Origin of the sequence: Gluconobacter sp. Dm-73 (assembly GCF_018256215.1) — a bacterium.
GTDB lineage: Bacteria > Pseudomonadota > Alphaproteobacteria > Acetobacterales > Acetobacteraceae > Gluconobacter > Gluconobacter cadivus.
On sequence record NZ_JAERLW010000012.1, the window covers coordinates 72445 to 91612 of the forward strand.

At 60.3% G+C, this 19168-nt stretch carries 24 protein-coding genes; 17 read left to right on the plus strand and 7 right to left on the minus strand.

The window, feature by feature from the left end:
* The gene (locus JK176_RS12705) at window positions 1-1014 is read right to left on the minus strand and encodes a zinc-binding dehydrogenase (protein ID WP_211588157.1); all 1014 of its coding nucleotides are present in this window, start codon (window positions 1012-1014) and stop codon (window positions 1-3) included.
* Window positions 1011-1724, minus strand: coding sequence for a type 1 glutamine amidotransferase domain-containing protein (locus JK176_RS12710; protein ID WP_211588158.1), 714 nt, complete (start codon window positions 1722-1724; stop codon window positions 1011-1013). The genes JK176_RS12705 and JK176_RS12710 overlap by 4 nt, the downstream gene beginning before the upstream one ends.
* Before the next feature lie 91 nt (window positions 1725-1815).
* On the opposite strand from JK176_RS12710, the gene JK176_RS12715 reads away from it, so the two are divergent.
* On the plus strand, window positions 1816-2733 hold the full coding sequence (locus tag JK176_RS12715) for a LysR family transcriptional regulator (protein ID WP_211588159.1): 918 nt from the start codon (window positions 1816-1818) through the stop codon (window positions 2731-2733).
* Window positions 2734-2806: 73 nt separating this feature from the next.
* Here JK176_RS12715 and JK176_RS12720 read toward each other — a convergent pair whose 3' ends face one another.
* On the minus strand, window positions 2807-3220 hold the full coding sequence (locus JK176_RS12720; RefSeq protein WP_249194499.1) for a hypothetical protein: 414 nt from the start codon (window positions 3218-3220) through the stop codon (window positions 2807-2809).
* Window positions 3217-3471 (minus strand): type II toxin-antitoxin system Phd/YefM family antitoxin, encoded by a 255-nt coding sequence (locus tag JK176_RS12725; protein ID WP_081108371.1) that lies wholly within the window; start codon window positions 3469-3471, stop codon window positions 3217-3219. Before JK176_RS12725 ends, JK176_RS12720 begins: the two co-directional genes overlap by 4 nt.
* 221 nt (window positions 3472-3692) lie before the next feature.
* On the opposite strand from JK176_RS12725, the gene JK176_RS12730 reads away from it, so the two are divergent.
* From JK176_RS12730 to JK176_RS12795, 14 genes are all read left to right on the plus strand, one after another.
* Window positions 3693-5561, plus strand: coding sequence for a ParB/RepB/Spo0J family partition protein (locus JK176_RS12730; RefSeq protein ID WP_211588160.1), 1869 nt, complete (start codon window positions 3693-3695; stop codon window positions 5559-5561).
* A gap of 188 nt (window positions 5562-5749) precedes the next feature.
* Window positions 5750-6430, plus strand: a complete 681-nt coding sequence (locus JK176_RS12735) for an LPD29 domain-containing protein (protein ID WP_211588161.1) — start codon at window positions 5750-5752, stop codon at window positions 6428-6430.
* A 71-nt stretch (window positions 6431-6501) separates the two neighbouring features.
* The gene (locus JK176_RS12740; protein ID WP_211588162.1) at window positions 6502-6909 is read left to right on the plus strand and encodes a hypothetical protein; all 408 of its coding nucleotides are present in this window, start codon (window positions 6502-6504) and stop codon (window positions 6907-6909) included.
* Between the two features lie 195 nt (window positions 6910-7104).
* On the plus strand, window positions 7105-7233 hold the full coding sequence (locus JK176_RS15145; RefSeq protein ID WP_272929801.1) for a hypothetical protein: 129 nt from the start codon (window positions 7105-7107) through the stop codon (window positions 7231-7233).
* Window positions 7234-7265: 32 nt separating this feature from the next.
* Window positions 7266-7616: a hypothetical protein gene (locus JK176_RS12750; protein ID WP_211588163.1), complete on the plus strand. Its 351-nt coding sequence runs from the start codon at window positions 7266-7268 to the stop codon at window positions 7614-7616.
* On the plus strand, window positions 7613-8134 hold the full coding sequence (locus JK176_RS12755) for a hypothetical protein (protein ID WP_211588164.1): 522 nt from the start codon (window positions 7613-7615) through the stop codon (window positions 8132-8134). The genes JK176_RS12750 and JK176_RS12755 overlap by 4 nt, the downstream gene beginning before the upstream one ends.
* Window positions 8135-8160: 26 nt before the next feature.
* Window positions 8161-8511: a single-stranded DNA-binding protein gene (locus JK176_RS12760; protein ID WP_211588165.1), complete on the plus strand. Its 351-nt coding sequence runs from the start codon at window positions 8161-8163 to the stop codon at window positions 8509-8511.
* 93 nt (window positions 8512-8604) lie between these two features.
* A complete protein-coding gene (locus JK176_RS12765; protein ID WP_077804160.1) occupies window positions 8605-8826 on the plus strand; it encodes a hypothetical protein in 222 nt (73 codons plus the stop codon).
* A gap of 743 nt (window positions 8827-9569) precedes the next feature.
* Window positions 9570-10550 (plus strand): DUF3991 and TOPRIM domain-containing protein, encoded by a 981-nt coding sequence (locus JK176_RS12770; protein WP_211588166.1) that lies wholly within the window; start codon window positions 9570-9572, stop codon window positions 10548-10550.
* Entirely contained in the window at window positions 10547-11218 is a 672-nt protein-coding gene (locus tag JK176_RS12775) for a hypothetical protein (protein WP_211588167.1), read from the plus strand. Before JK176_RS12770 ends, JK176_RS12775 begins: the two co-directional genes overlap by 4 nt.
* A complete protein-coding gene (locus JK176_RS12780; RefSeq protein WP_211588168.1) occupies window positions 11215-13263 on the plus strand; it encodes an ATP-dependent helicase in 2049 nt (682 codons plus the stop codon). Before JK176_RS12775 ends, JK176_RS12780 begins: the two co-directional genes overlap by 4 nt.
* A 281-nt stretch (window positions 13264-13544) precedes the next feature.
* Window positions 13545-14036: a MucR family transcriptional regulator gene (locus JK176_RS12785; RefSeq protein WP_349291935.1), complete on the plus strand. Its 492-nt coding sequence runs from the start codon at window positions 13545-13547 to the stop codon at window positions 14034-14036.
* 85 nt (window positions 14037-14121) lie between these two features.
* Complete coding sequence (locus JK176_RS12790; protein ID WP_211588169.1) at window positions 14122-14493, plus strand: ABC transporter substrate-binding protein; 372 nt, start codon at window positions 14122-14124, stop codon at window positions 14491-14493.
* Complete coding sequence (locus JK176_RS12795; protein WP_211588170.1) at window positions 14493-14879, plus strand: hypothetical protein; 387 nt, start codon at window positions 14493-14495, stop codon at window positions 14877-14879. Before JK176_RS12790 ends, JK176_RS12795 begins: the two co-directional genes overlap by 1 nt.
* 8 nt (window positions 14880-14887) lie before the next feature.
* On the opposite strand, the gene JK176_RS12800 is transcribed toward JK176_RS12795, so the two are convergent.
* Complete coding sequence (locus JK176_RS12800; RefSeq protein WP_211588171.1) at window positions 14888-15484, minus strand: nuclease-related domain-containing protein; 597 nt, start codon at window positions 15482-15484, stop codon at window positions 14888-14890.
* Between the two features lie 443 nt (window positions 15485-15927).
* On the minus strand, window positions 15928-16056 hold the full coding sequence (locus tag JK176_RS15150; RefSeq protein ID WP_283091985.1) for a hypothetical protein: 129 nt from the start codon (window positions 16054-16056) through the stop codon (window positions 15928-15930).
* On the opposite strand from JK176_RS15150, the gene JK176_RS12805 reads away from it, so the two are divergent.
* Complete coding sequence (locus JK176_RS12805) at window positions 16055-16870, plus strand: hypothetical protein (protein ID WP_249194500.1); 816 nt, start codon at window positions 16055-16057, stop codon at window positions 16868-16870. The two genes, JK176_RS15150 and JK176_RS12805, sit on opposite strands and share 2 nt — an antisense overlap.
* 769 nt (window positions 16871-17639) lie before the next feature.
* Window positions 17640-18308 carry a hypothetical protein gene (locus JK176_RS12810; RefSeq protein WP_211588173.1) on the plus strand — a complete coding sequence of 223 codons (669 nt, stop codon included), beginning with the start codon at window positions 17640-17642 and terminating at the stop codon, window positions 18306-18308.
* 213 nt (window positions 18309-18521) lie between these two features.
* Here the strand turns inward: JK176_RS12810 and JK176_RS12815 are convergent, their stop codons facing one another.
* Entirely contained in the window at window positions 18522-18869 is a 348-nt protein-coding gene (locus JK176_RS12815) for a hypothetical protein (RefSeq protein WP_211588174.1), read from the minus strand.
* Window positions 18870-19168 lie beyond the last annotated feature (299 nt).

The window sequence follows — 19168 nt, forward strand, 5'->3', positions numbered from 1 at the left end:
TCATGCTTCCTCAACGGGTGTGACGCGGACCAGCGCCTTGCCGGAAAACTGTCGATGCTGGAGGTCATTCAGAAATGTCGGGAGATCCCTAAAATCGCGAATGACGCTCTCTTCAGGGCGAAGCGTCTGCTCAGCCAGACAGGTCAGAATACGCTGTCCGGCCGTTGTGAGATCGCGCCAGTCGGCATCGTCGCCATACTGATGCAGCGCACCAAGAGCGACTTCATGGATTGAAATACACCGGGTGAACGGGGGATCGGGCCATTCCGTTAGTCGGTTCTGGATGCATACGATATGCCCGTTCGCCTTCAGTGCCGGAGCCAGGGCCGCCGCATGCTCTGCGCCCACGCAGTCGATCACAGCCTGGAAACGGTTTTCCAGTGCGTCGGGTAGCGCCTCGCTGGTTTTCAGAGGCCCTGCAACGCAATCTTGCACCCCCATGGCCCGTAACCGTGCCCAGTGCCGCTGGTTGCACATCGCCGTCACGGCAAAACCCCGGTCCACTGCAAGCTGGGAGAGATAATTGCCGACACCACCGCCCGCACCTGCGATCAGCAGCGTCGTTCCTGCCTGGCTCGGTATTTTGGCCAGTGCCAGCCACGCCGTCAGCGCAGGACAGGGTACACCGGCCGCCGTCTCGAAATCCAGCGTTGAAGGCAGGTCGATCAGTGCGCGAAGGTGGACGGACGTATACTCGGCGAAGCTGCCGGGCTTCATCAGATCCTGATGATAGGCTACGCGACGCCCCAGCCACTCGGCTCCGACATCCCGCCCGACCGCCACCACGATGCCCGCGCCATCGACACCGGGCACCCATCCCGGCCCCCAAGGGGCCAGACGCGCACCGAGGGCTTTCCAATCAACTGGGTTCAGCCCGGCAACATGATTGCGCACCAGCACTTCATCGGGCTGAAGCACAGGGCGAGCAACACTCTTCAGCACGAGATCCAGGGCCGATGTTCCCTGCTCCCAGCACCAGGCCCGATAATGATCGGGGAGCATATCGTCAGTCATTTCGCACCCTTGCCTTCTGCCAGAACCGACAGCACTTCCTGGGCAACCAGCGCGGAGGATTGCGGGTTTTGTCCCGTCACGAGCCGTCCGTCGCGGATCATGAACGGCTTGAAGTTCTCGCCCTTCTCATAAATCGCGCCCTCGTCGCGGAGCCGGGTTTCCAGCAGGAACGGAACGGTTTTTGTCAGGCCGGCGGCTTCTTCCTCACTATCCGTAAAGGCGCTGATCTTCTTGCCTTTTACGAACGCGGTTCCATCAGGGTTGCGGATGCCCGTCAGGCTTGCCGGCCCGTGACAGACGGACGCGACAACCTTGCCGTCCGACCATGCGCGCAGGATCAGACTCTGAAGCGACGTGCTGTTGGGCATGTCCCACATCACACCGTGGCCGCCGGGAATAAAAACGGCGTCATACCCATCTACGGAAACACTGGTGATTTTGCGTGAGTGCTCCAGATCATCCATGGCAGGACGATCTTTCAGAAAGCGCTGCACGCTCTCGGGATCTTTGTCGCTATGCTGAACGGAGCGTGGATCGACCGGGATTTTCCCGCCTTCAATCGATGCGATATCGACCTGCGCACCTGCATCACGAAAGACATAATAGGGCGTGGTCAGCTCTTCAAACCAGACGCCGGTCTGATGTCCGGAAGCGCCCAGAGTCGCATGAGAAGTTACGACCATCAATATCTTGAGTAGTGGGTGAGGCATGGCAATTTCCCCCGCAGGAATCATGAGTTGCGTCAGGATGGCATTGCCCTCAGAATAACTCCAATATCCACAAAATATGGACCCCATAAATATGGGTGATATCAGAACTCTAGACCTCAACCTGCTCCGCGCTCTCGATATACTGCTTGAGGAAGGCAGTGTGACGCGGGCGGCGGAACGGCTCGGCGTGACGCAGCCAGCGGTCAGCAACATGCTGACCCGTCTTCGGGAGAATTTTGGCGACCCGCTGCTGGTCAGGACACAGCGCGGTATGACACCTACAACACGTGCACTCGATCTTGTCGCGCCACTCAAGCGCATCCTGTGCGAGATCGGAACGCTCTGTCAGCCAGACGCTTTCGACCCGGTTTCGGCTTCCTTCACGGCTTCGATTGCCGCGACCGATTATGCGCTTCAGGTTGTCCTGCTGCCGCTCATCGCCCGACTACGACAGGAGGCCCCAGGTATTACACTTGCGGTTTACCCACTTGATGATGCCCGGCTGCAGGAGCAGCTGGAGAAAGGTCAGCTCGACATGGCACTGATCACGCCAGAGACCTGCCCATCCGATCTGCCGTCATTGAAGCTGTTTCATGAAGAGTATATCTGCGCGGCGCGGAAAAGCCATCCGAGCGCAGGCATGAACATGACGCTGGACCAGTATTGCGCCGCGGGTCACATCATCGTCTCGTATGAAGGAGGACGCTTTTGCGGCGCAACAGACAGACAACTCGAAACGCTTGGATGCAAGCGTCATGTCGCCCTGTCCGTGCCAAACTTTCTGGCACTTCCAGATCTTCTTCTGAAGACAGACCTGATGACGATGGCCCCGCGCAGGCTTTTACACGGGAGGAAAGACCTGACATTGTTCAGTCCCCCCAGTCCCCTGACCGTGCCTGGCTTTGACAAGATTCTTGCCTGGCACTGCCGTACCGGGAGCGACCCCCGTTATCAGTGGTTACGTGGTAAAGTAGTAGACAGCACTGAGTGCGTTTCAGGACATGTTTGACGAGACTTGATGTCTGCTAAATGGAAAATTATTTGGGTATTTAAATCTCCGAGATGAGGCGAAAGCGGTCACTTTACGGATAGCGGGAAATGCGTTGTGCCGTAGGCAGCAGGTCGCGGAACTGTGTCAGTACAGGGCGCATAAACGCGTCACTGAACTGACCGATGGATGAGGTTTGCTGCAAGTAGTATGAGCTGGCGGTCGGATCCAGATTGTACTCGTCGAGTACGATCCATTGACGCAACGCCTGATCAAGGCCAGCACGCTTCTTTTCGGTCGCTGGCACTTCAACAGCAATGCGGGTTGCAGACGGCTGTTTTGTCGTCAGGGGCAACAGCAGGACATACTGACGATCATCACGACCTATAAAGACTGCGGCCACCGCCGTTGGACGATCCTTGCGTCCTTCTGTTTCGCCATTCCCGCTCTGCCAGTGCCATAGATAAGGATACCGCAGCACCATGCCGGGCCGGAAAGTCTGACTCATGGTTCTGTGCGGGTTTCCAGCAGGTACCCGTCAATCGCATTTGCTACGTCGTGAGCCAGATCCTGAGGCATTTCCGTAGTGGCACCCGCGGTACGCTCTGGTGAGCTTCCGACCAATGCCTCGTATTGTTCGACACTCAGCATGACCAATCGTGGTTTGCCGCGCTGATTAATTGAAATTGGTCCTTGCAGGGCACTGGCGATGATGTCTCCGGATTTGCGGGACAGATCGCTTGTCGAGAATGTGCGCATGGCGTTCTCCTTTATTTACGTAAAATACAGCAATTACAGATTTGATGCAATTTCCGAAGGAAGAGTGCTTTGAAAGGGTGAAGGAAAAAGAGGGAAGGCGGGGCTGTCACGAACCAGCCAGCCGCGCAAGGCTCAGGCCGGGCGCGCTGCGCGCGGCCTTGCGCGGCTGGCTGGCCCGTGACGCGGGAGGGACATCTGAAAAATTATAGAAAGAGCGTCCCATGGCCGAGCTTCGCCGCGTCGATCCGAAAACCCTTGTGCCTAATCCGAACAATCCGCGCTCTTCCATCGGAAGCCTTGAGGAACTGCGCAAACTCGCCCTGAACATCAGGGCGATCGGCATCCTCCATCCCCCGGCCGTCCGGGAACTGGAAGACGGACGCCTGATGATCGTAGCCGGACACCGTCGGACGAAAGGCGCCATCTATGCGGGTGTTCCTGAGATCGACGTGTATGTTGGCGATCAGAGCGAAGACCTCGATGCCCTGGCTGCCGTCAGCGAGAACTTCGTTCGTCTGGACATGACGGAGCCGGAACAGTGGAACAGCGTCACCCGCCTGCGTGAGCAGCTTGGCTATACAGATCCGCAGGTCTGTGCCGCCCTGATGGTCACGCCAAGCTATCTCAAGCGTCTCAGCCTTCTGGCAAAGCTGCACCCGCCTATTCTGGATGCCATCGCCCTCGGCCGAGGCCCTGACGAGCGGCAGCGCAAAATCATCGCGCAGGCCTCACTGGACGAGCAGCGCAACGCGTGGGCGGAAATGTTTTCCGAAAGCGTCGAAGACGACGAGGATCCGGCCGAGTACCGGGTAAAGGCCGAAGATCCGGAGGACACCGTGGCCTGGGGCGCGCTTGCCCGGAACCTCGAACAGAAGGAGTGGTACGCCCGCGATGCCCGGTTCGGCGACGAGCTGGCCCGCAAGCACAACATTGTCTGGATGGAGGATCTGTTTGCCGAAGCCAACACAGACAGCCGCTATACGCTCGATGCCACGGCTTACGCCGCAGCACAGCAGGACTGGCTGGACAATGAGCGGCCCGAAACCTCCATTATCCTGACCTCGGACGAATACGGATATGCCCGCGCCCCCGAGGGCTTCATCACCATGGGCACCTGGATGGCGACACAGGAGGGGGAGGTCATGGGCTACGGCCTTAATCCCCGGACCCTGAAGATCGTGGAAGAACGCTGCCGCCCGTCTGTTGCCTTTACACAGAGCCACGCGAACGTATCCGCAGAGCCCGAGGCCCCGAAAGAACGACCGGACGTTTCCGGAACCGGCCACAAGATGATCGGCGAGATCCGCACCGTCGCTTTGCGCGAAGCCCTCGGCGAGGTGGCCGAGACAGCCGATCCATGGGAGCTGATCGCTGCTCTTCTGCTGGCGCTGGAAGCCGAGAACGTCCGGGTGCATGGCGATGCCAGCGGAAACAACTGGTCAGAACCAACCGCGCGCACGCTCGCGATGGCTGACCTCTTTCCCGAAGGCAGCCTTGTTCGTGACGAGAAGCTGATCCGCCGCCATGCCGTCACCGTCCTGCAAAGCATCCTGAACTGCGACGTGTCGATGCACAGCGGCAGCGGTCTGCCCGCGCAGCTCGTGGGCGTTCTGTTCGGGGCCGACCAGAAGATGCCGAGCATGGCCTTTGAGGCGTTCCTCAAATGCTACAGCAAGCCCGGCATTACCAGGGCCGTGCAGGCCGAAGGCCTTGCCCCGCAGAATACGGGCAAGGAGATGCGTGCGGCCCTGATGAACCATGTCGGGGAAGGCCACTGGTTGCCCGAGGTCGCATCGTTTGCGCAGGCGCAGGACGTCTGGACGCAAAAGCAGAAGAAAAAACAGGAGAAGATCCGGGAGCTGGAAAGCGTGATGGACGATGAGGATCTGGACGAGATGCCTGAAGATGATTTCGAGGAAGCAGCCGATGATGAGGTTGACCGTTCGAGCGGCCCTGTCGTGTCGGCGACGGAGCCTGATTCGGAAGAGACCTTCTCTCTGCAAGCGCCCGAGAGCGAGCCCGAGCAGACGGAGCACAATGAGGCCATGCAGTTCATGCGTGATCACCTCGAAATCGTTGTCGTGGCCTGAAGCAGAGAGAGGGAAAAGAAGAGGAAAGGAGGGGAGGGGCGCTGCCATCGCGCTCCGTCCGGGTCAAAAGGTGGCTCCTCACCGGCTTCGCCGCCTCCGGTGCCGGCGCACGCGCCGCTTTTGACCCGGCCGTCCCGCGCTGACGCTGGAGAAGACATCACGAAAATCCAAAGAAAAAGGATCAGACGATGTTCGTCCCCTCTCTCGTTCCCGTTCAGGTCGGCACCCGCGTTTACACCCATCTCTACAGCCGGGGAGCCGGGATCGTCATGGCCGTTCATGGCAAGGAAAGCCCGACCACCGTCCGGTCCCTGTCGCGTGGCGGGGCCATCGTGTCGGGCGGGAGTGCTTCCTATGACATCGTCTTTGCCTGTGGTTCGATCTCCCGTCGTCTGCCCGAGGCCATTCTGCGCGGTGTCCAGTGGCGGATCGACGCCGACAAGGGACTGGCCAGTCCCGAAGAGATTGCCTTTCTCCGCACTCATGCCGAAGAGGTTGAGGCCGAGAAGGTCGCGGCTGAGGCGCGCGCCAAAGCGGAACATGCCGCCGAGGTCGCAGCGCTCCGCGTCAATCCGAACTATGCCCATCTGGAGCAGGGCGACGACAGCAGCGGCACGCTGGCCGCCAAAAACATCCGTCGGATGCTGAAGAAGGCTTTCCCGAAGGTGAAGTTTTCCGTCCGCAAGAGCCACTATGGCAGTGTGACCGTGCGGACGGAGGAGGAGCTGGACGAGACGGCGACCGAAACCCTCCAGGCCATCACCTCGCGGTTCAAGTCCGGGTATTACGACTGGCAGTCCGACTGCCACCTGACGAGTAACAGCCCCTGGCAGGACGTGTTCGGCAGCTCCGAATTTGTGAGCGACTGAGCCTCTCTTTTTTCGTCCGCCCTTCAAGGCCGCCCGTTCCGGGGCGGCCTTTTCCATTTCTGGAGCCCGACATGCCTGTTTTTATTGTGACGCTCAGCGAGCGCCAGCTTCTCTCCGACCGCGTCAATTTTCAGGTCGAGGCCGAGACCGCCGAGGCAGCCGGTCAGCTCGTGCTGGACGCGACGGCCGACGAGGCGAATGAGAGCGGGCTGCGCCCTGTTCACCTGCCGGACGGTCAGAAGGCCGTTCTCGAACCTGACGACGTGGACGGCAACGAAGTCTCCGTATCTGTCCGCCCGGTCGATCAGCCGGACGCCGTGGCCACGCAGCTCGGTGCGTGCTGGCACCTGGATCTCTCCGCCCCTGAAGCGCGCCGCCTTCTTCCTGTCCTGACCGGGGCCATCGTGGACGAGGACGATCCTGTGACGCGCGCGCTCTGTGCCCGTCTGGCGCGACAGGTCGCCAACCTCGCGCAGTAGGAGACGGGAAAAGAAAAAGGGGGAAGGGGAAAAAGGGAGGGCAGGCACCACACCGGAGCCTGTCTGGCAAAGGGTGGGTCGGCCGTGTCCTCGCTGCGCTGCGGGTCGTCCGATCCCGCTGCGTTGCAGCGCCTTTGCCAGCCAGTCCCCGCTGCGGTCGCCGGAAAGGGTCATGGAAGAAAAAAGGAGAATGACATGGCCGACATTTCCGATCTGCGTCCCCGCAACCGCACAGAATGGCTCGAACTGGCCGAGTTCGTGGCAGGCATCGTGCTCTTCGCCATCTTCATCGTCCTGGTGGTGGTGCTCCCCTCCTTCCTTTGAGACCCCCGAGATCAGGCGCTGTGGAGATCACCATGCCGACATACACGCTCGCCGCAATTCCTGCGGCCTCTCACGGGAGCTTAATCTCCTGTTCATCTACCGCCCGTTACAAAAAGACGCGGATCGAGGTGGCTGACCTTGCAGGGATCCGGGCAGCCGTTGCCGAGTACGGCACGCGCCTGCACGATGATTACCCGGAGGCCTCCTTCCTTGTGTCTGTTACACCCGAGCGCGGGGGCGATCATCCCGAAGGGTTCAACGAAGCCCGCTGGACAGGATCCCTCGGCACCGAACACTGGATCAGGGTCATCCCTGAAGACACACCGTTCAAAGCCTACCTCACTCAGGTCGAGGCGATGCTCGCCTGCGAGGTGCGCTCATGAACGGGCCGGAGCCAGCGTCCCTCGCGTGTCCCTCGCTACGACGGCCACCGATTCAGCCTCAGGGCCTCACCGCAACGCAGTTCAGCGACGCGGCCGACAAGGCGAAGATCGGAAACGCGCTTTTGTCATTCATCGCACGCGGGTTTCCGCAGAGCGCATGGAACCGCACGCTCTACAACCGCCTGAGCCAGATGTTCGGGCATATCGCCCATTACGACATCCACGGCTTCTGGGGCGCGCAGTTCTCCACGACACAGGCGCGTCTGGGCTTCCTGCGCGGCATCGTCCTGTACGGCTGTTATGGCGATCCCGCCTGGACCTGGTCGGACGTCGAACGCGACATTCGCAACCGCATCATCGGCAGCGGCCTGATCGAGGCCTACACGCGCGCCCTTGCCGCAGAGCAGGAGGCACGCGACCGGGCCGATCTGGCGCGTCTGGCGGACCGCTTCCGGATCGCCCTGCCAACCACACATCAGTCTCCCCCTGCCGCGCCCGTGCAGGCCGAGCTTTTCTGACACGGGCCAGCGAAAAGGACAGAACAATGGTTCAGACCCTCAGCCTTGCCATCGTCATTGGCAACCTTGGTGCGGATCTGGAGATCCGCACAGGGCAGGACGGACACCGCGTGGCTCTCTTCCGTCTTGCGACGGACAGCCACCGTACCGACACGCACACCGGTCGCCGTGTCCCTCAGACCGTGTGGCACAGGATCGTCTGCCACAACGACTTTCTGACAGATCTTCTGGAGCGACGCGCCCGCAAGGGCCAGCTCGTGTTCGTGCGCGGCGCTTACGAGCCCCGTCCCCGCACAGATCAGGCGTCCCCTGAGACCGAGATCGTCGTGAGCGCCCAGGACGGGGATGTGATGATCCTTACCGATCCGGGGCGCTGACGTCCTCTTTCTTCGAAACACGCACGCAAGCCGGCCCTGGAGCCGGTCTTTTTATACCCGCTTCCTGAAAGGAGGCGGGTTTCAGGAGGCTTTATGTTCTATTCCACACCCGCACCCCTCACAGTTCCCCGCAGTCAGGCGCGCGCCCTGAGTGCGCGCCTCATGGCAGAGGCCGTCTTTCTCGAAGACAGGGATCAGTCCGTCATGCTGCCATCGCGCCTGACGGCCGGTTTCCGCCGCAAGGCCGCGACGCTGCGCCGCCGCTCGCAGGAGAAGCTCCTGGACAGCCTCGATCGTCCGGAAGGTGTGGCATGAGGACGGCGACCATGAACCGCCGCGCGTATTCACGCCGTTTTTGGGAAGGAAAGACGCGGTTCTCGCAGGCTGTGAGACGGACACTGGCGGAACTGGAACGACAGAAAGGGCAGACGAAGAAGGACGAAGACGGGATGGCCGACACAGGGTCTTCGAAAAAAAACTGAGGCAGAGGGCGTTAGTCGCAGATGGCACGGGCAGACTGGGGACACTTCTTGAAGGATCCGTTCATGCCGAACCATCAGACGTTGCCGCTTCAACCACCCCTTGCGGGGTGGCACGGAGCTGTGTTCCGACCTCGCCGTCATGCGATCAGTGTGACAGTCACGGTCCGAGGGTCTCAAGACAACCCTTCGGGCTCCAGACCGCGTCTTTCGTCAAAAGAGGGCCGCGTTCATCGCAGGACGTTGTCCCGCGCTGCCCGCAACCCGCTTTTGCCGATCCGCAGTCTTCCGGTCCTGACACCCTCGGCCCGCAACTGTCGTGTTTCTGGCAGGACGGGACGAGAAAAACGTCTCCACACATCTCCTTTCAGCGGCAACACCGGGGGCTGCGCTGCCCCCGAAACCCCCGCAGGACGAACAAGAAAAACTGGTTTTTGTCGCTCGGGACGCAAGAACTATTCCAATCAATCAAGTAAATATATTCCGCGATATTCTGTTGTATTCATTGGATATTATCGCGGTAATTTACTATACTTTTCACAGATCGAAAGTAACGGACGTTCGGGAGGATATTCCGCCATGGCTTACCAGAACACGCCCCAGCAGATGAACGAGGAACTCCAGAAGTTCCGTGACGAGATCAGTTGCATCGTTGTTCTGGAGCAGGCCGGTTACAGGTTCGTCCGCTCCGAAAGCTCGGCCCGTCACATGCGTTTCCGTCGCGTGAAAGGCGAGAGCATCATCGTGACCCATGGCGGCAAGGGCTGGTGGGATCCGCACAATTCCTCTTCGATCGTCAAAGGCTCGGTCATCGACCTGGTCCGCTTTCTCAATCCCGGGATGTCGCTTGGCAACGCACGCGTAGAACTCCGTGGAATGCTTGGCCTGGCACCCAGTGGGGCCGAGTACGTCGCAGAGCCGAAAGAGCGCAAACCCGCACGCGATCCAAACTATATGTGGAAGAACCGTCAGGCTCCCCAGCCGGGGTCGGCTGCCTGGACCTATCTGACCCGCGACCGGGCTTTGCCGGAACGCATTCTTCATCTCGCGAACCAGCAGGGTCTCCTGCGTGAAGGCATGAAGGGTACGGCCTGGTTCGCCCATCACAGCAATGCGGGCGGGCTGACAGGCATGGAGATGCGCGGGCCGGAATATCGCGGCTTCTCCTCGGGCGGCGGCGGCAAAATGCTCTTTCGGATGAGGACTGGCGAAAAAGGAGTGAAGCCCGTCCGTCTGGTCATCGGTGAGTCCGCCATCGACGTCCTGTCCTATGCGGCCATGGATCCGTTCTTCGCAGACCCCAGTCTGTATGTCTCGACCGGAGGCGGCATGAGCCCCGAAGCGATGGAGGAGTTCCGTGCTCTTCTTGGTACGATCGAGGCTGGCGGCCGCGTCATGATCGCGGTGGACGGAGATGCCCAGGGCGACCGTTACGAGGAGATCTATGCGCCCATGATCCGCGAAGCCGGGCTCAAGCCCCTGCGGTACTCGCCCAAAGGCGAAGACAAGGACTGGAACGCCGTTCTGCAGCGCCGCGCCCGTCAGGACGTGGCGGCATGAAGCAGAGCAAATCCCGTCTGAGCTGGCAGGCCATCACACTGATCCTGTGGCGGCAGGACGCAGAGGCTATCAAGGTTTGGAAGAGAACTGGTCTGAGAACCTCGGCCCCCGAAGTCTTCTGTGAGGCGCACACGCCCGAAGGTCTGGTGCAGGGGGTCGTCATCGGCGGTGATCGCCTGAACGACGCCTGGGACCGCGACGGTGAGCTGATCGTCTTCACCCGAAAATCGACGATCGTCCGTCTGAACGGACCTGAACTCCCAATGCTCACCCTGTCAGCCTGCCCCAAGGCTTTTGAGGACGTCATGATGTATAACGACACCCGCTCCGCGGCCCGCCAGCATATCGACCATATCGTTATCAAGACCGGCCTGACCTTCAACATGCTGGGCCATGAAAAGGCCTCCGCGATCTGGATGGATCATGCGCGCCGTCTCGGCTGTACGGATCCTGAAGCGCCTGAAATGCCGGTTCCGCACCAGCTTGTGTGGCTGGGTAGCGGCCTGAACCGCGCGCTGGCTCTCGTGATTGCCGGACGATGGGATGGTCCTCATGAGGGTTTTAACCTCTATCATCCGCTGACCCTCTTTACCGACAGCAGCAATATCGTGGTGGTCGAGGATCCCGTGGCGTCTGAAGTCTATCCCGTTGAGCAGGTGCCGGCATGACCTCTTATCCGCAAACCCTCGCTCCGGTACTGGATCCACTGACCCCTGTGCAGCGTGAGGCGGCCATGGCGCTTGGCCGGGTTCTCGTGCTGGCTGGAGCCGGGACGGGAAAGACCAAGACCCTGACGGCCGGTGTGGCGTGCCGGATCCAGATGTATGGGATGCGGCCGTCCCAGATCCTGTGCGTGACCTTTACCAACAAGGCCGCGCAGGAAATGCGTGAGCGCATCACGAGCGTCCTGGGCGAGGGACAGGCTCCGTTCTGGCTTGGTACGTTTCATGGCCTCGGCGCGCGACAGCTTCGGGCCGAGCCCGAGGTGGCACAGTTACACCCCGGTTTCGATATCCGCGACGCGGACGATGCGACAGCGCTGATCCGCCGTCTCATGAAGGCCATGGACCCCGACACTGTGCCCGAACCGGACACAGGCAAGAAGTGTGACGTCCGGCAGGTCAAGAAGATGGGCGAGCGGATCGGGCATATGAAAGAAAACCTCGTGACACCTGAGGCCGCACCGGCCTGGGTGCGCGGGCTGATCGAGCGCCGCCGTGCCGTTCGACAGATGGTCGATGTCGAAGGCTGGGAGTTCGCCGTTCGTCTGTACCAGATCTATCAGGCCACCCTGCGCGAGCAGAATGCCGCCGACTTTTCCGACCTGCTGATGTGGCCGACACTGGCGCTGATGAACGACAGAGCCTATCGTGCCAGGTGGTCGCAGCGCTTCACATCCGTGATGGCCGATGAGTTTCAGGACGTGAACCATGCACAGATGCTGTGGCTCACCTATATGTCTGAATACTCACGGGAACTCTTTGCCGTGGGCGATGATTCGCAATCAATATATTCTTGGCGTGGGGCCAAAATCGGCTTCATCCGGAACTTCGTTCGTGAGTTTGACGGAGCCAGACTTTTCAAGCTCGAAGAGAACTTCCGCTCGACGCATCATATTCTCCAGGCCGCCAACGCCATCATCGCGCGAGACCCGGGCCGGATCCCGAAGACGCTGTTTACCCAGAAGGGCGATGGTCAGAAGATCGAGGTGCTCACCTACGATTATGCGTCAGACGAGGCCGACGCGATCGCGGCCGAGATGGGACGTCGTGCGGCAGAAGGCGTCGCTTGGCACGACATGGCGATGATCTACCGGATCAACCGTCTGTCCCGTTCCCTGGAAGAAGCGCTGCTCAAGGCGCGGATCCCTTACGAAATCATCGGCGATGTCGGCTTCTATCACCGCGCCGTGGTGAAGGACGCGCTCGCCTTCCTGATGCTGGCGGCCTGTCCGGACAGCCGCCAGTCCGATGAGGCGTTCCGTCGCGTGGCCAACGTGCCCAGGCGCGGCCTTGGCGCCAAGGCGCTTGGCCAGATCGAGCAGGACGCGCAGGATCGCGGCCTGAGCCTGTGTGCGGCCGTCACCACGGCAACGCTGCCCGCGAAGGTGCGCGACAGCCTGCTGGCCTTTCGTGAGACGGTCTCCCGGAGCGGGCAGATCCCGGACATGCGGCTCTGTGACCGCCTCGATACGCTCCTGAAGGAGACCGGCTACTATACGATGTGGCGGGAGGCCGCGTCTGAAGAAGGGGAGACGGCCTTGCAGAACCTGTCCGAGCTGGTCGGGCTGGCCGAGGGCTTTACCCGGCTTCAGGATCTTCTGGAGCACGCAGCCCTCGCCACGGCCTCACCGAATGAGCGCGGACGCGATCGGGTGCAGCTCATGACCATGCACCGGGCCAAGGGTCTGGAGTTTCCCCACGTCTTCTTGCCTGCCTGGGAGGAGACGGTTTTTCCGGGGATGGGCGAGCGGAACTATGAAGAAGAACGCCGACTGGCCTATGTGTCGCTGACCCGTGCCATGCAGCAGGCCACGATCAGCAGTGTCGGCTATCGTCAGGGTGTTTCAGCGAGGCCGTCAGGCTTTATTGAGGAAATCCCTGCCGAGCATCGTGTGACAGGCTGGCTGCGCCAGCAGGGGCGGTCGAAGACAAGAGAGACAGGGGGCCGGTTCCGGCACACCGTGGCCGCTCTCGATGCGATGGGATTTTAAGGGATGTCCGATCATCAGAGTCCTGACGACAGGCCTTACACCTCCCTGCGGCCCAGGACGAAGTCTGGCTGGCTGTATGACTGCGAAGTCTGCGGGAAGGGGGCGGCTTTCGGGTTTACCGGAGTGAAGGGCGATACACATTACTGCTCAGAGCACCGCCACCTGGGACGAGGCGTTCCCCCGCCGCCCATGCAGAGAACCACGCGGCCTCAGTGACCTTTCAGGTTATGTTTTGTATAGAATGCCACACTGCTCAGTTGAAATTTGAAAAAGGTATTGAAGTGACCTCAGGCATTGAGACAGATTTTCGTTATCTGACAGCCAGTATTGTTAAGAGCTATGTCAGTGCTCAGGACACCCCGGTAGAGCAGCTTCCCGAGCTGATACGGAGCGTTCATGCAGCCCTTGCCTCCGCAGGCCAGGCGCCTGAAGAGGCCCCGGTAGCTCTGGTCCCGGCCGTCAATCCGAAGCGCTCCGTGTTCGAGGACTACATCATCTGCCTCGAAGACGGAAAAAAGCTGAAGATTCTCAAGCGGCATCTCAAAACGGCCTATAATCTTACGCCGGAAGAGTATCGCGAGAAGTGGGGCCTGCCTTACGACTACCCCATGACAGCACCGGGATACTCGCGTCGTCGCACGGAGCTTGCGCACGAGATCGGGCTTGGGCAGGGAAAGGTCGGACAGACTGAGCCGACTGTTGAAGAGGCCGAGCCTGAGGTCCCTGTGCGGAAAATCCCGCAGAAGCGTCGCGGACGTCCTGCAAAGGGTTGAGTCTCTTCGGGAAGTCGCAGAAGCGGTCTTTACCTTTGTCCGGTAAAGCGATCTTTTCAGATCCAGTGAACCGCAAGGACAGACCGTGACCCGCCTTCTTTTTTCTTTCGCCCTGGCAGCAGGCCTTTCGGCCGCTGCCCTTTCGCCAGCCATGGCCCTTGATCCGGCACTCGGGAGCCTGGGGTTCGCGCCCCCGACACCGACGACAAAAGGCCATGCGGCCTCTGTGTCCACGTCTTTCGCCGCCATGCCTGAAAGCCTTCAGGTGCTGCTCGATGCCGGCTATTCCATTCGCACGTCGGCTGGCGAAGAAGGCAACATCCTGACCCTTGAGAAATTCGTGGATCGGACTTCGCCGTCGAAATGGGTGCGGTGCGAGCTGCTCGGCGATCATAATGGCAATACGCGTCTGACGTTCAGTCAGCATGTGAACTCCATCTGCTGGAAGCTGAACTGATGAGTGATGCGATGCCGGTTTCAAAGACCGGACCTTTTCGTCCGCAGACCCAGCAGGTTGTGGATGCGCTGAACAAGGCCTTTCCCGGCCTGTTTGCGGGCGTCTGCAAGGCCTCGGATCTGCCGTCCGACCCTGATGGGGCCGAGCACGACGACGATCTCGAAGACGACGGATTCCTGAGTGATTTTGTCTTCCTGTCGGACGGATGGGCGGTCCGCGTCGATTACGACTGTGAGGATCCGGATCTCTGTCTGGGGCTGTCCGCAGGAAATACGGAGGCTCCCGCAGACGGACTGGAGGTTGATCTCGATGACGGGGAGGAAATCCCGGCAGAGGTTCTTACCGAAGTCATGAATTTCCTCAGGGACGAGCAGCCTTCCGCCTGACGTGATGATCAGCCTGCGGGACGGTGGCGAACCACCCGCAGGAGCCGTTGCCAGGCCCCCATCATTGACCCCGGGATGACGCCTCGCGACAGAATGAGTTCGGCCTTGAGAGCGTCGCAGTCCCTGACGACGGGTTTAAGGTCCGGGCAAACTGTAGCGCGGCCCGTGAGGACGACCCGGTTCAGGATCTCGATATCGAGCCTGCTTTGGCAGGTGATGGACCTCACGGCCGCACAGTGACCGTCATTCTGCCGAAGAGGGCTGTAGATCAGACGGCCTTCTTCGTCCGTCCCCAGTCGCTGCCGCCAGTAATCGTCATTCGGATGGCCGCTCAGATGGCCTGCATAATGCTTGGTCTCGATGACCATAATCGCGTGAGGCAAAAGGGCCAGATGGTCGATCTGCGTCATCCCATCCCCAGAGGCCTTGGGAAGGCGAATGTCATGCAGACAGGGCAGTCCCGAGGCTGTGAGAACCTCGCGAACCGTATCTTCTCCCTTGCGGCCCTTCAGTTCGGCCTGAATGTTTTTCCAAGCTGCGTGCGCGCTGTCACTGCGCTCGATGCGGGACGGGCCGCCAGGTGGCCGACGTCTTATGCGGACCATACGAAGACGCACCTGCAGACGGGCATAGGGGGGCTGGCAAAGCGCATGGCATATCTCCGGTCCGGTAATCGGTATCCTGACTCTACCGGCGTGTTCTGCGACTTGACGGTCTCTGTATTTTTCCAGCGCCCTCACTCGGTCGCACAATGATGTGCGACGTGTATCCGGAATAAAACGTGATGTCATTAAAATGGATCAATTATATTCGGTTGATGATCTCATTCAGCTACAAATCGACATTATGATTGCCGGGATATTTGTTTTTTGCGTATCCGGTCTGGTTCTTAAATCAAGATGAATATGGCTATGTATTACGCTGGCATTATGGACTTAAATCTTTTTTTATTATGTCGTTCACGTTTCGGCTGCACGCCTTGCCCCATGATAAGCAATTTTGAAGGCGTTTCATGAAAAGAGGCGGGAGAAGAAAAGGGGAAGACGCGTCACAGGCCGTCCGGCCGCCACAATGGTTCGGCCGCACGCGGCCCGCGCCCTAAGGGCGCGCCATTGTCCCGTCCAGCCGTCTGCGCCCGCAGGAAAGCATCCAGAAAATGAAAAAGGATGTTCTCCATGCCTACTCCCGTTATAACAGTCTTCACGCTCACCGGCCCACAGGACCGTTTGCGCCAGATCGCCAGAGAGCGCGCCTACCGGACCTGCGCACCCGAACACATGACGTGGGAGGATGAGACAACACTCGTGATGACCCTCGAAAGCGGGATCGGGACCTCATTTCTTGGTCATGGGCTTGGGTTGTCTGACGAATATCCAGACGTCAGCATCCGGGGAATGGAGTATTTCGACTGCTTCGATGATCCGGCCTTTGCCAAATGGCAGGGCGGTCAGCTTGCCTATGAAGCGGATCTCATAACAGTCTTCGGAATCCTGTTTCCGACAGACGCCACAAAAGACTGGCCGGGATGTAGCGCCAGCTTCTGGCACAGGTCTCCGCCTCTCGCGACTGCCATAGCCGAGAACTGTCCCCACTTTGACCTGATGCCTTTGCGCCAACAGGCAGGGCCGGTGCCGGGATGGGTTGAGACAACGGACGGCTTCGCCACCCTCTTCCTTCGATTGCCCTCAACACCCGATGCGGAGGATGGCGTTGGCGTGATCTTCTATCCGGAGATCGGCAGGAGCACCCTGCTGGCCGGGATCGACCGCTTCGGCGGCGTTGCCCGGTTCCGGCGTCAGTCCTATGGGCAGATCAGCGCACAGTGCCCGGAACTGCGTGATGTCCTGCGGGACCGCTGGAAGGCCAGCGAAAAGAAGAGACGGAAAGCGCGTCAGGAGCGCAGGGTTCTGAGGAGGAAGATGAAGAAAGAGATCAGGGCGGTAGGGAGCGGTCTTTTGTCTTTCTGCGATACCGATCCTTGGGTGATTTGAAGGGCAGGCGGAAAGAGGGTTCGGGGCGGCCCTGAAGGGTTCGTTCACTCTATCTCACTAGGCTCCTGCGTCGCCAAGTTCGACCGAGCCACAGGGTCCAGCCGCCCTCAGTCGGGCGTCTGCCCCCTGCGTCTCGGCCCTTCCGGGTAACGGTTCACCCGCATCCTTTTTCATGAACGGACGGTCGTGGTCTGGATGATCGGTTCGTGAGACGGCTCCTCAACCTCCCCGGTCAGTCCTTCGGACCGTCCGGGGAGGCACGTTCCAGGGCAGCGTCCTCGCATCCAGCGTTCAGTCTGACAGTCGCCGTGCCAGTCCGTAAAGCCACTGCGCGACCCTCGGCGGCAGGTGTCAGGCCCGCGTCTGCTGCAGGGCCGCACGCGACCCCGCATCAGCCGCAGGCCAGCCACCCTTGCTCCGGACGCTCCGGGCTTGACGGCCTGTTCCGTCGCCCGTCTTGGCCGGTGGCAGGATGGGCTCAGGAAAACGACGCAGCCCTTCCACTCTCGTCGCCGTCAGTGTGCTCGCCGCACGGGCAGGATGGGTCTAGGAAGACGACGGGTATTCATGAAGTAATCAAGCAATCTTTTTACTTGTCATGCGAAAATAAACCGCGTTTTGTGGCGGTTTTCTGCGCTTTTTCTCTTGTCATGAAAGGCCGGAAAGGCTATCTTTTACTTGTCGAGAGGGATTGGCTCTCAAGACAAAGCGCCCCGAACGGTATTGGTACTACCGAACGGGACTTCGCTAGACTAGAAAGGCAATTTTCATGTCCGACGCAGCAACCACAATCGCACCGAAGGCCCAGAACAGCAAGGCCGCAAACAAGGCCAGCCCTTCCGCCGTCCGTCGTTTCAACGAAGCCCGCGACCGCACAAAGGCCATTGCCTCCCCCACGCTGGCCGACGTTCTCCGCATCGCCCCCAATGATGACAAGATTTCCGCCATTGTTCAGCATTTCGGTTTCGAGGCTGGCGACTATGACGAGCTGATGGGGGCCGGTTTGAGCATGATCCGCGACCAGTATGCGCTTCTTGAGGACGTTCTGATCGTCACCGACTTCCGGGGCGAGCGCAATTTCAAGGCCATGGAAATGCACCTTGGCCGCCTCGTGGACGGCATGGTCCGCTCTGCCTATGGGGCCGCCAACTTCTACGAGAACAAGCGCCAGATTGCCCGCGACGAGCAGAACTCTTTCAGCAACGAAAGCCGCGACGAAGACCGGCAGGGCATCGACGGCGGGGAAAACCGCGTTGACCGCGCCGTCCGCTTTGCAGCAGCGCAGGCCCCGAAGGCTTACGCGCTCGCCGTCATGGCTCAGGGCGCATGTGACGCCTACCGCGAATTGTTCGGAGAAGACTGGAAGCCTTACGTGAAGGACAACGGCCGCACCCTTACCGAGAACGTCCGCGCCGCACAGTGGGGGGCCGTTCTCTAACCCTCACAGGCTGGGCCAGCAGGTCCGGCCACCCACCGGGGCCGCGCTGACGGCCTCGGCGTTGCCTTCGGCCTCTTCTCCCGTCCGCCCACTGGTGTCCCCGGCTCGGTTTTTCCCGCAAAAGCGGACGCGCCTCGTCGGCGCGAAGTGTGATGCCCCCAGTGCTCGCCCCCCACAGGGGGGCTGCGCGAGGCAATCGAAGAAGCAGAGCGTTCAGATTTCTTCGATCATGGACGAGAGCAATTCGAGAAGCCAGCCTCCAAATCCGGCCATCAGAGCCACGTCGAGAGCGCTGACCGCCTCTTTCTCATGGCCCAGAAGATAGAGGCCAAGCGAGAGAACAGCGCACAGCGCCGTAACCGGAACCGCCAAAAAAAGAGCGTAGCGGGTCGAGCGGCGGAGCCACAGCATCATCGTCGCCATACCCCCAGAAGCGATGTGGAAGAGCGCAAAAGGCGTGCCGAGAAACTTGGCGTTATTTCGCTCACGAATAGCCGCGATCAGCCATTGGAGGCCAAAGAGAAAGAGGAAATACGGCCAGACCGTCGGAATGGTGAGCATCTGATTCATGTCCTTAATCACGAAGCGGACGCCTCGGATGAGAGCGTGTTTTTTGCTTCAGAAGGGCAGAATGACGCGGAAAGATGCGACTGGCAGAAAAAGGGTTCGGGGCGGCCCTGACGGGTTCGTTCACTCTATCTCACTAGGCTCCTGCGTCGCCAAGTTCGACCGAGCCACAGGGTCCAGCCGCCCTCAGTCGGGCGTCTGCCCCCTGCGTCTCGGCTCTTCCGGGTAACGGTTCACCCGCATCCTTTTTCCAATATCGGGCGGTCCTGGTCTGCATGATCTGCTCGTGAGAC

Coding starts and splice junctions, on each gene's coding strand:
- JK176_RS12705 (WP_211588157.1), bottom strand. CDS start 1,014: ATGACTGACGATATGCTCCCCGATCATTATCGGGCCTGGTGCTGGGAG.
- JK176_RS12710 (WP_211588158.1), bottom strand. CDS start 1,724: ATGCCTCACCCACTACTCAAGATATTGATGGTCGTAACTTCTCATGCG.
- JK176_RS12715 (WP_211588159.1), top strand. CDS start 1,816: ATGGGTGATATCAGAACTCTAGACCTCAACCTGCTCCGCGCTCTCGAT.
- JK176_RS12720 (WP_249194499.1), bottom strand. CDS start 3,220: ATGAGTCAGACTTTCCGGCCCGGCATGGTGCTGCGGTATCCTTATCTA.
- JK176_RS12725 (WP_081108371.1), bottom strand. CDS start 3,471: ATGCGCACATTCTCGACAAGCGATCTGTCCCGCAAATCCGGAGACATC.
- JK176_RS12730 (WP_211588160.1), top strand. CDS start 3,693: ATGGCCGAGCTTCGCCGCGTCGATCCGAAAACCCTTGTGCCTAATCCG.
- JK176_RS12735 (WP_211588161.1), top strand. CDS start 5,750: ATGTTCGTCCCCTCTCTCGTTCCCGTTCAGGTCGGCACCCGCGTTTAC.
- JK176_RS12740 (WP_211588162.1), top strand. CDS start 6,502: ATGCCTGTTTTTATTGTGACGCTCAGCGAGCGCCAGCTTCTCTCCGAC.
- JK176_RS15145 (WP_272929801.1), top strand. CDS start 7,105: ATGGCCGACATTTCCGATCTGCGTCCCCGCAACCGCACAGAATGGCTC.
- JK176_RS12750 (WP_211588163.1), top strand. CDS start 7,266: ATGCCGACATACACGCTCGCCGCAATTCCTGCGGCCTCTCACGGGAGC.
- JK176_RS12755 (WP_211588164.1), top strand. CDS start 7,613: ATGAACGGGCCGGAGCCAGCGTCCCTCGCGTGTCCCTCGCTACGACGG.
- JK176_RS12760 (WP_211588165.1), top strand. CDS start 8,161: ATGGTTCAGACCCTCAGCCTTGCCATCGTCATTGGCAACCTTGGTGCG.
- JK176_RS12765 (WP_077804160.1), top strand. CDS start 8,605: ATGTTCTATTCCACACCCGCACCCCTCACAGTTCCCCGCAGTCAGGCG.
- JK176_RS12770 (WP_211588166.1), top strand. CDS start 9,570: ATGGCTTACCAGAACACGCCCCAGCAGATGAACGAGGAACTCCAGAAG.
- JK176_RS12775 (WP_211588167.1), top strand. CDS start 10,547: ATGAAGCAGAGCAAATCCCGTCTGAGCTGGCAGGCCATCACACTGATC.
- JK176_RS12780 (WP_211588168.1), top strand. CDS start 11,215: ATGACCTCTTATCCGCAAACCCTCGCTCCGGTACTGGATCCACTGACC.
- JK176_RS12795 (WP_211588170.1), top strand. CDS start 14,493: ATGAGTGATGCGATGCCGGTTTCAAAGACCGGACCTTTTCGTCCGCAG.
- JK176_RS12800 (WP_211588171.1), bottom strand. CDS start 15,484: ATGGTCCGCATAAGACGTCGGCCACCTGGCGGCCCGTCCCGCATCGAG.
- JK176_RS12805 (WP_249194500.1), top strand. CDS start 16,055: ATGCCTACTCCCGTTATAACAGTCTTCACGCTCACCGGCCCACAGGAC.
- JK176_RS15150 (WP_283091985.1), bottom strand. CDS start 16,056: ATGGAGAACATCCTTTTTCATTTTCTGGATGCTTTCCTGCGGGCGCAG.
- JK176_RS12810 (WP_211588173.1), top strand. CDS start 17,640: ATGTCCGACGCAGCAACCACAATCGCACCGAAGGCCCAGAACAGCAAG.
- JK176_RS12815 (WP_211588174.1), bottom strand. CDS start 18,869: ATGCTCACCATTCCGACGGTCTGGCCGTATTTCCTCTTTCTCTTTGGC.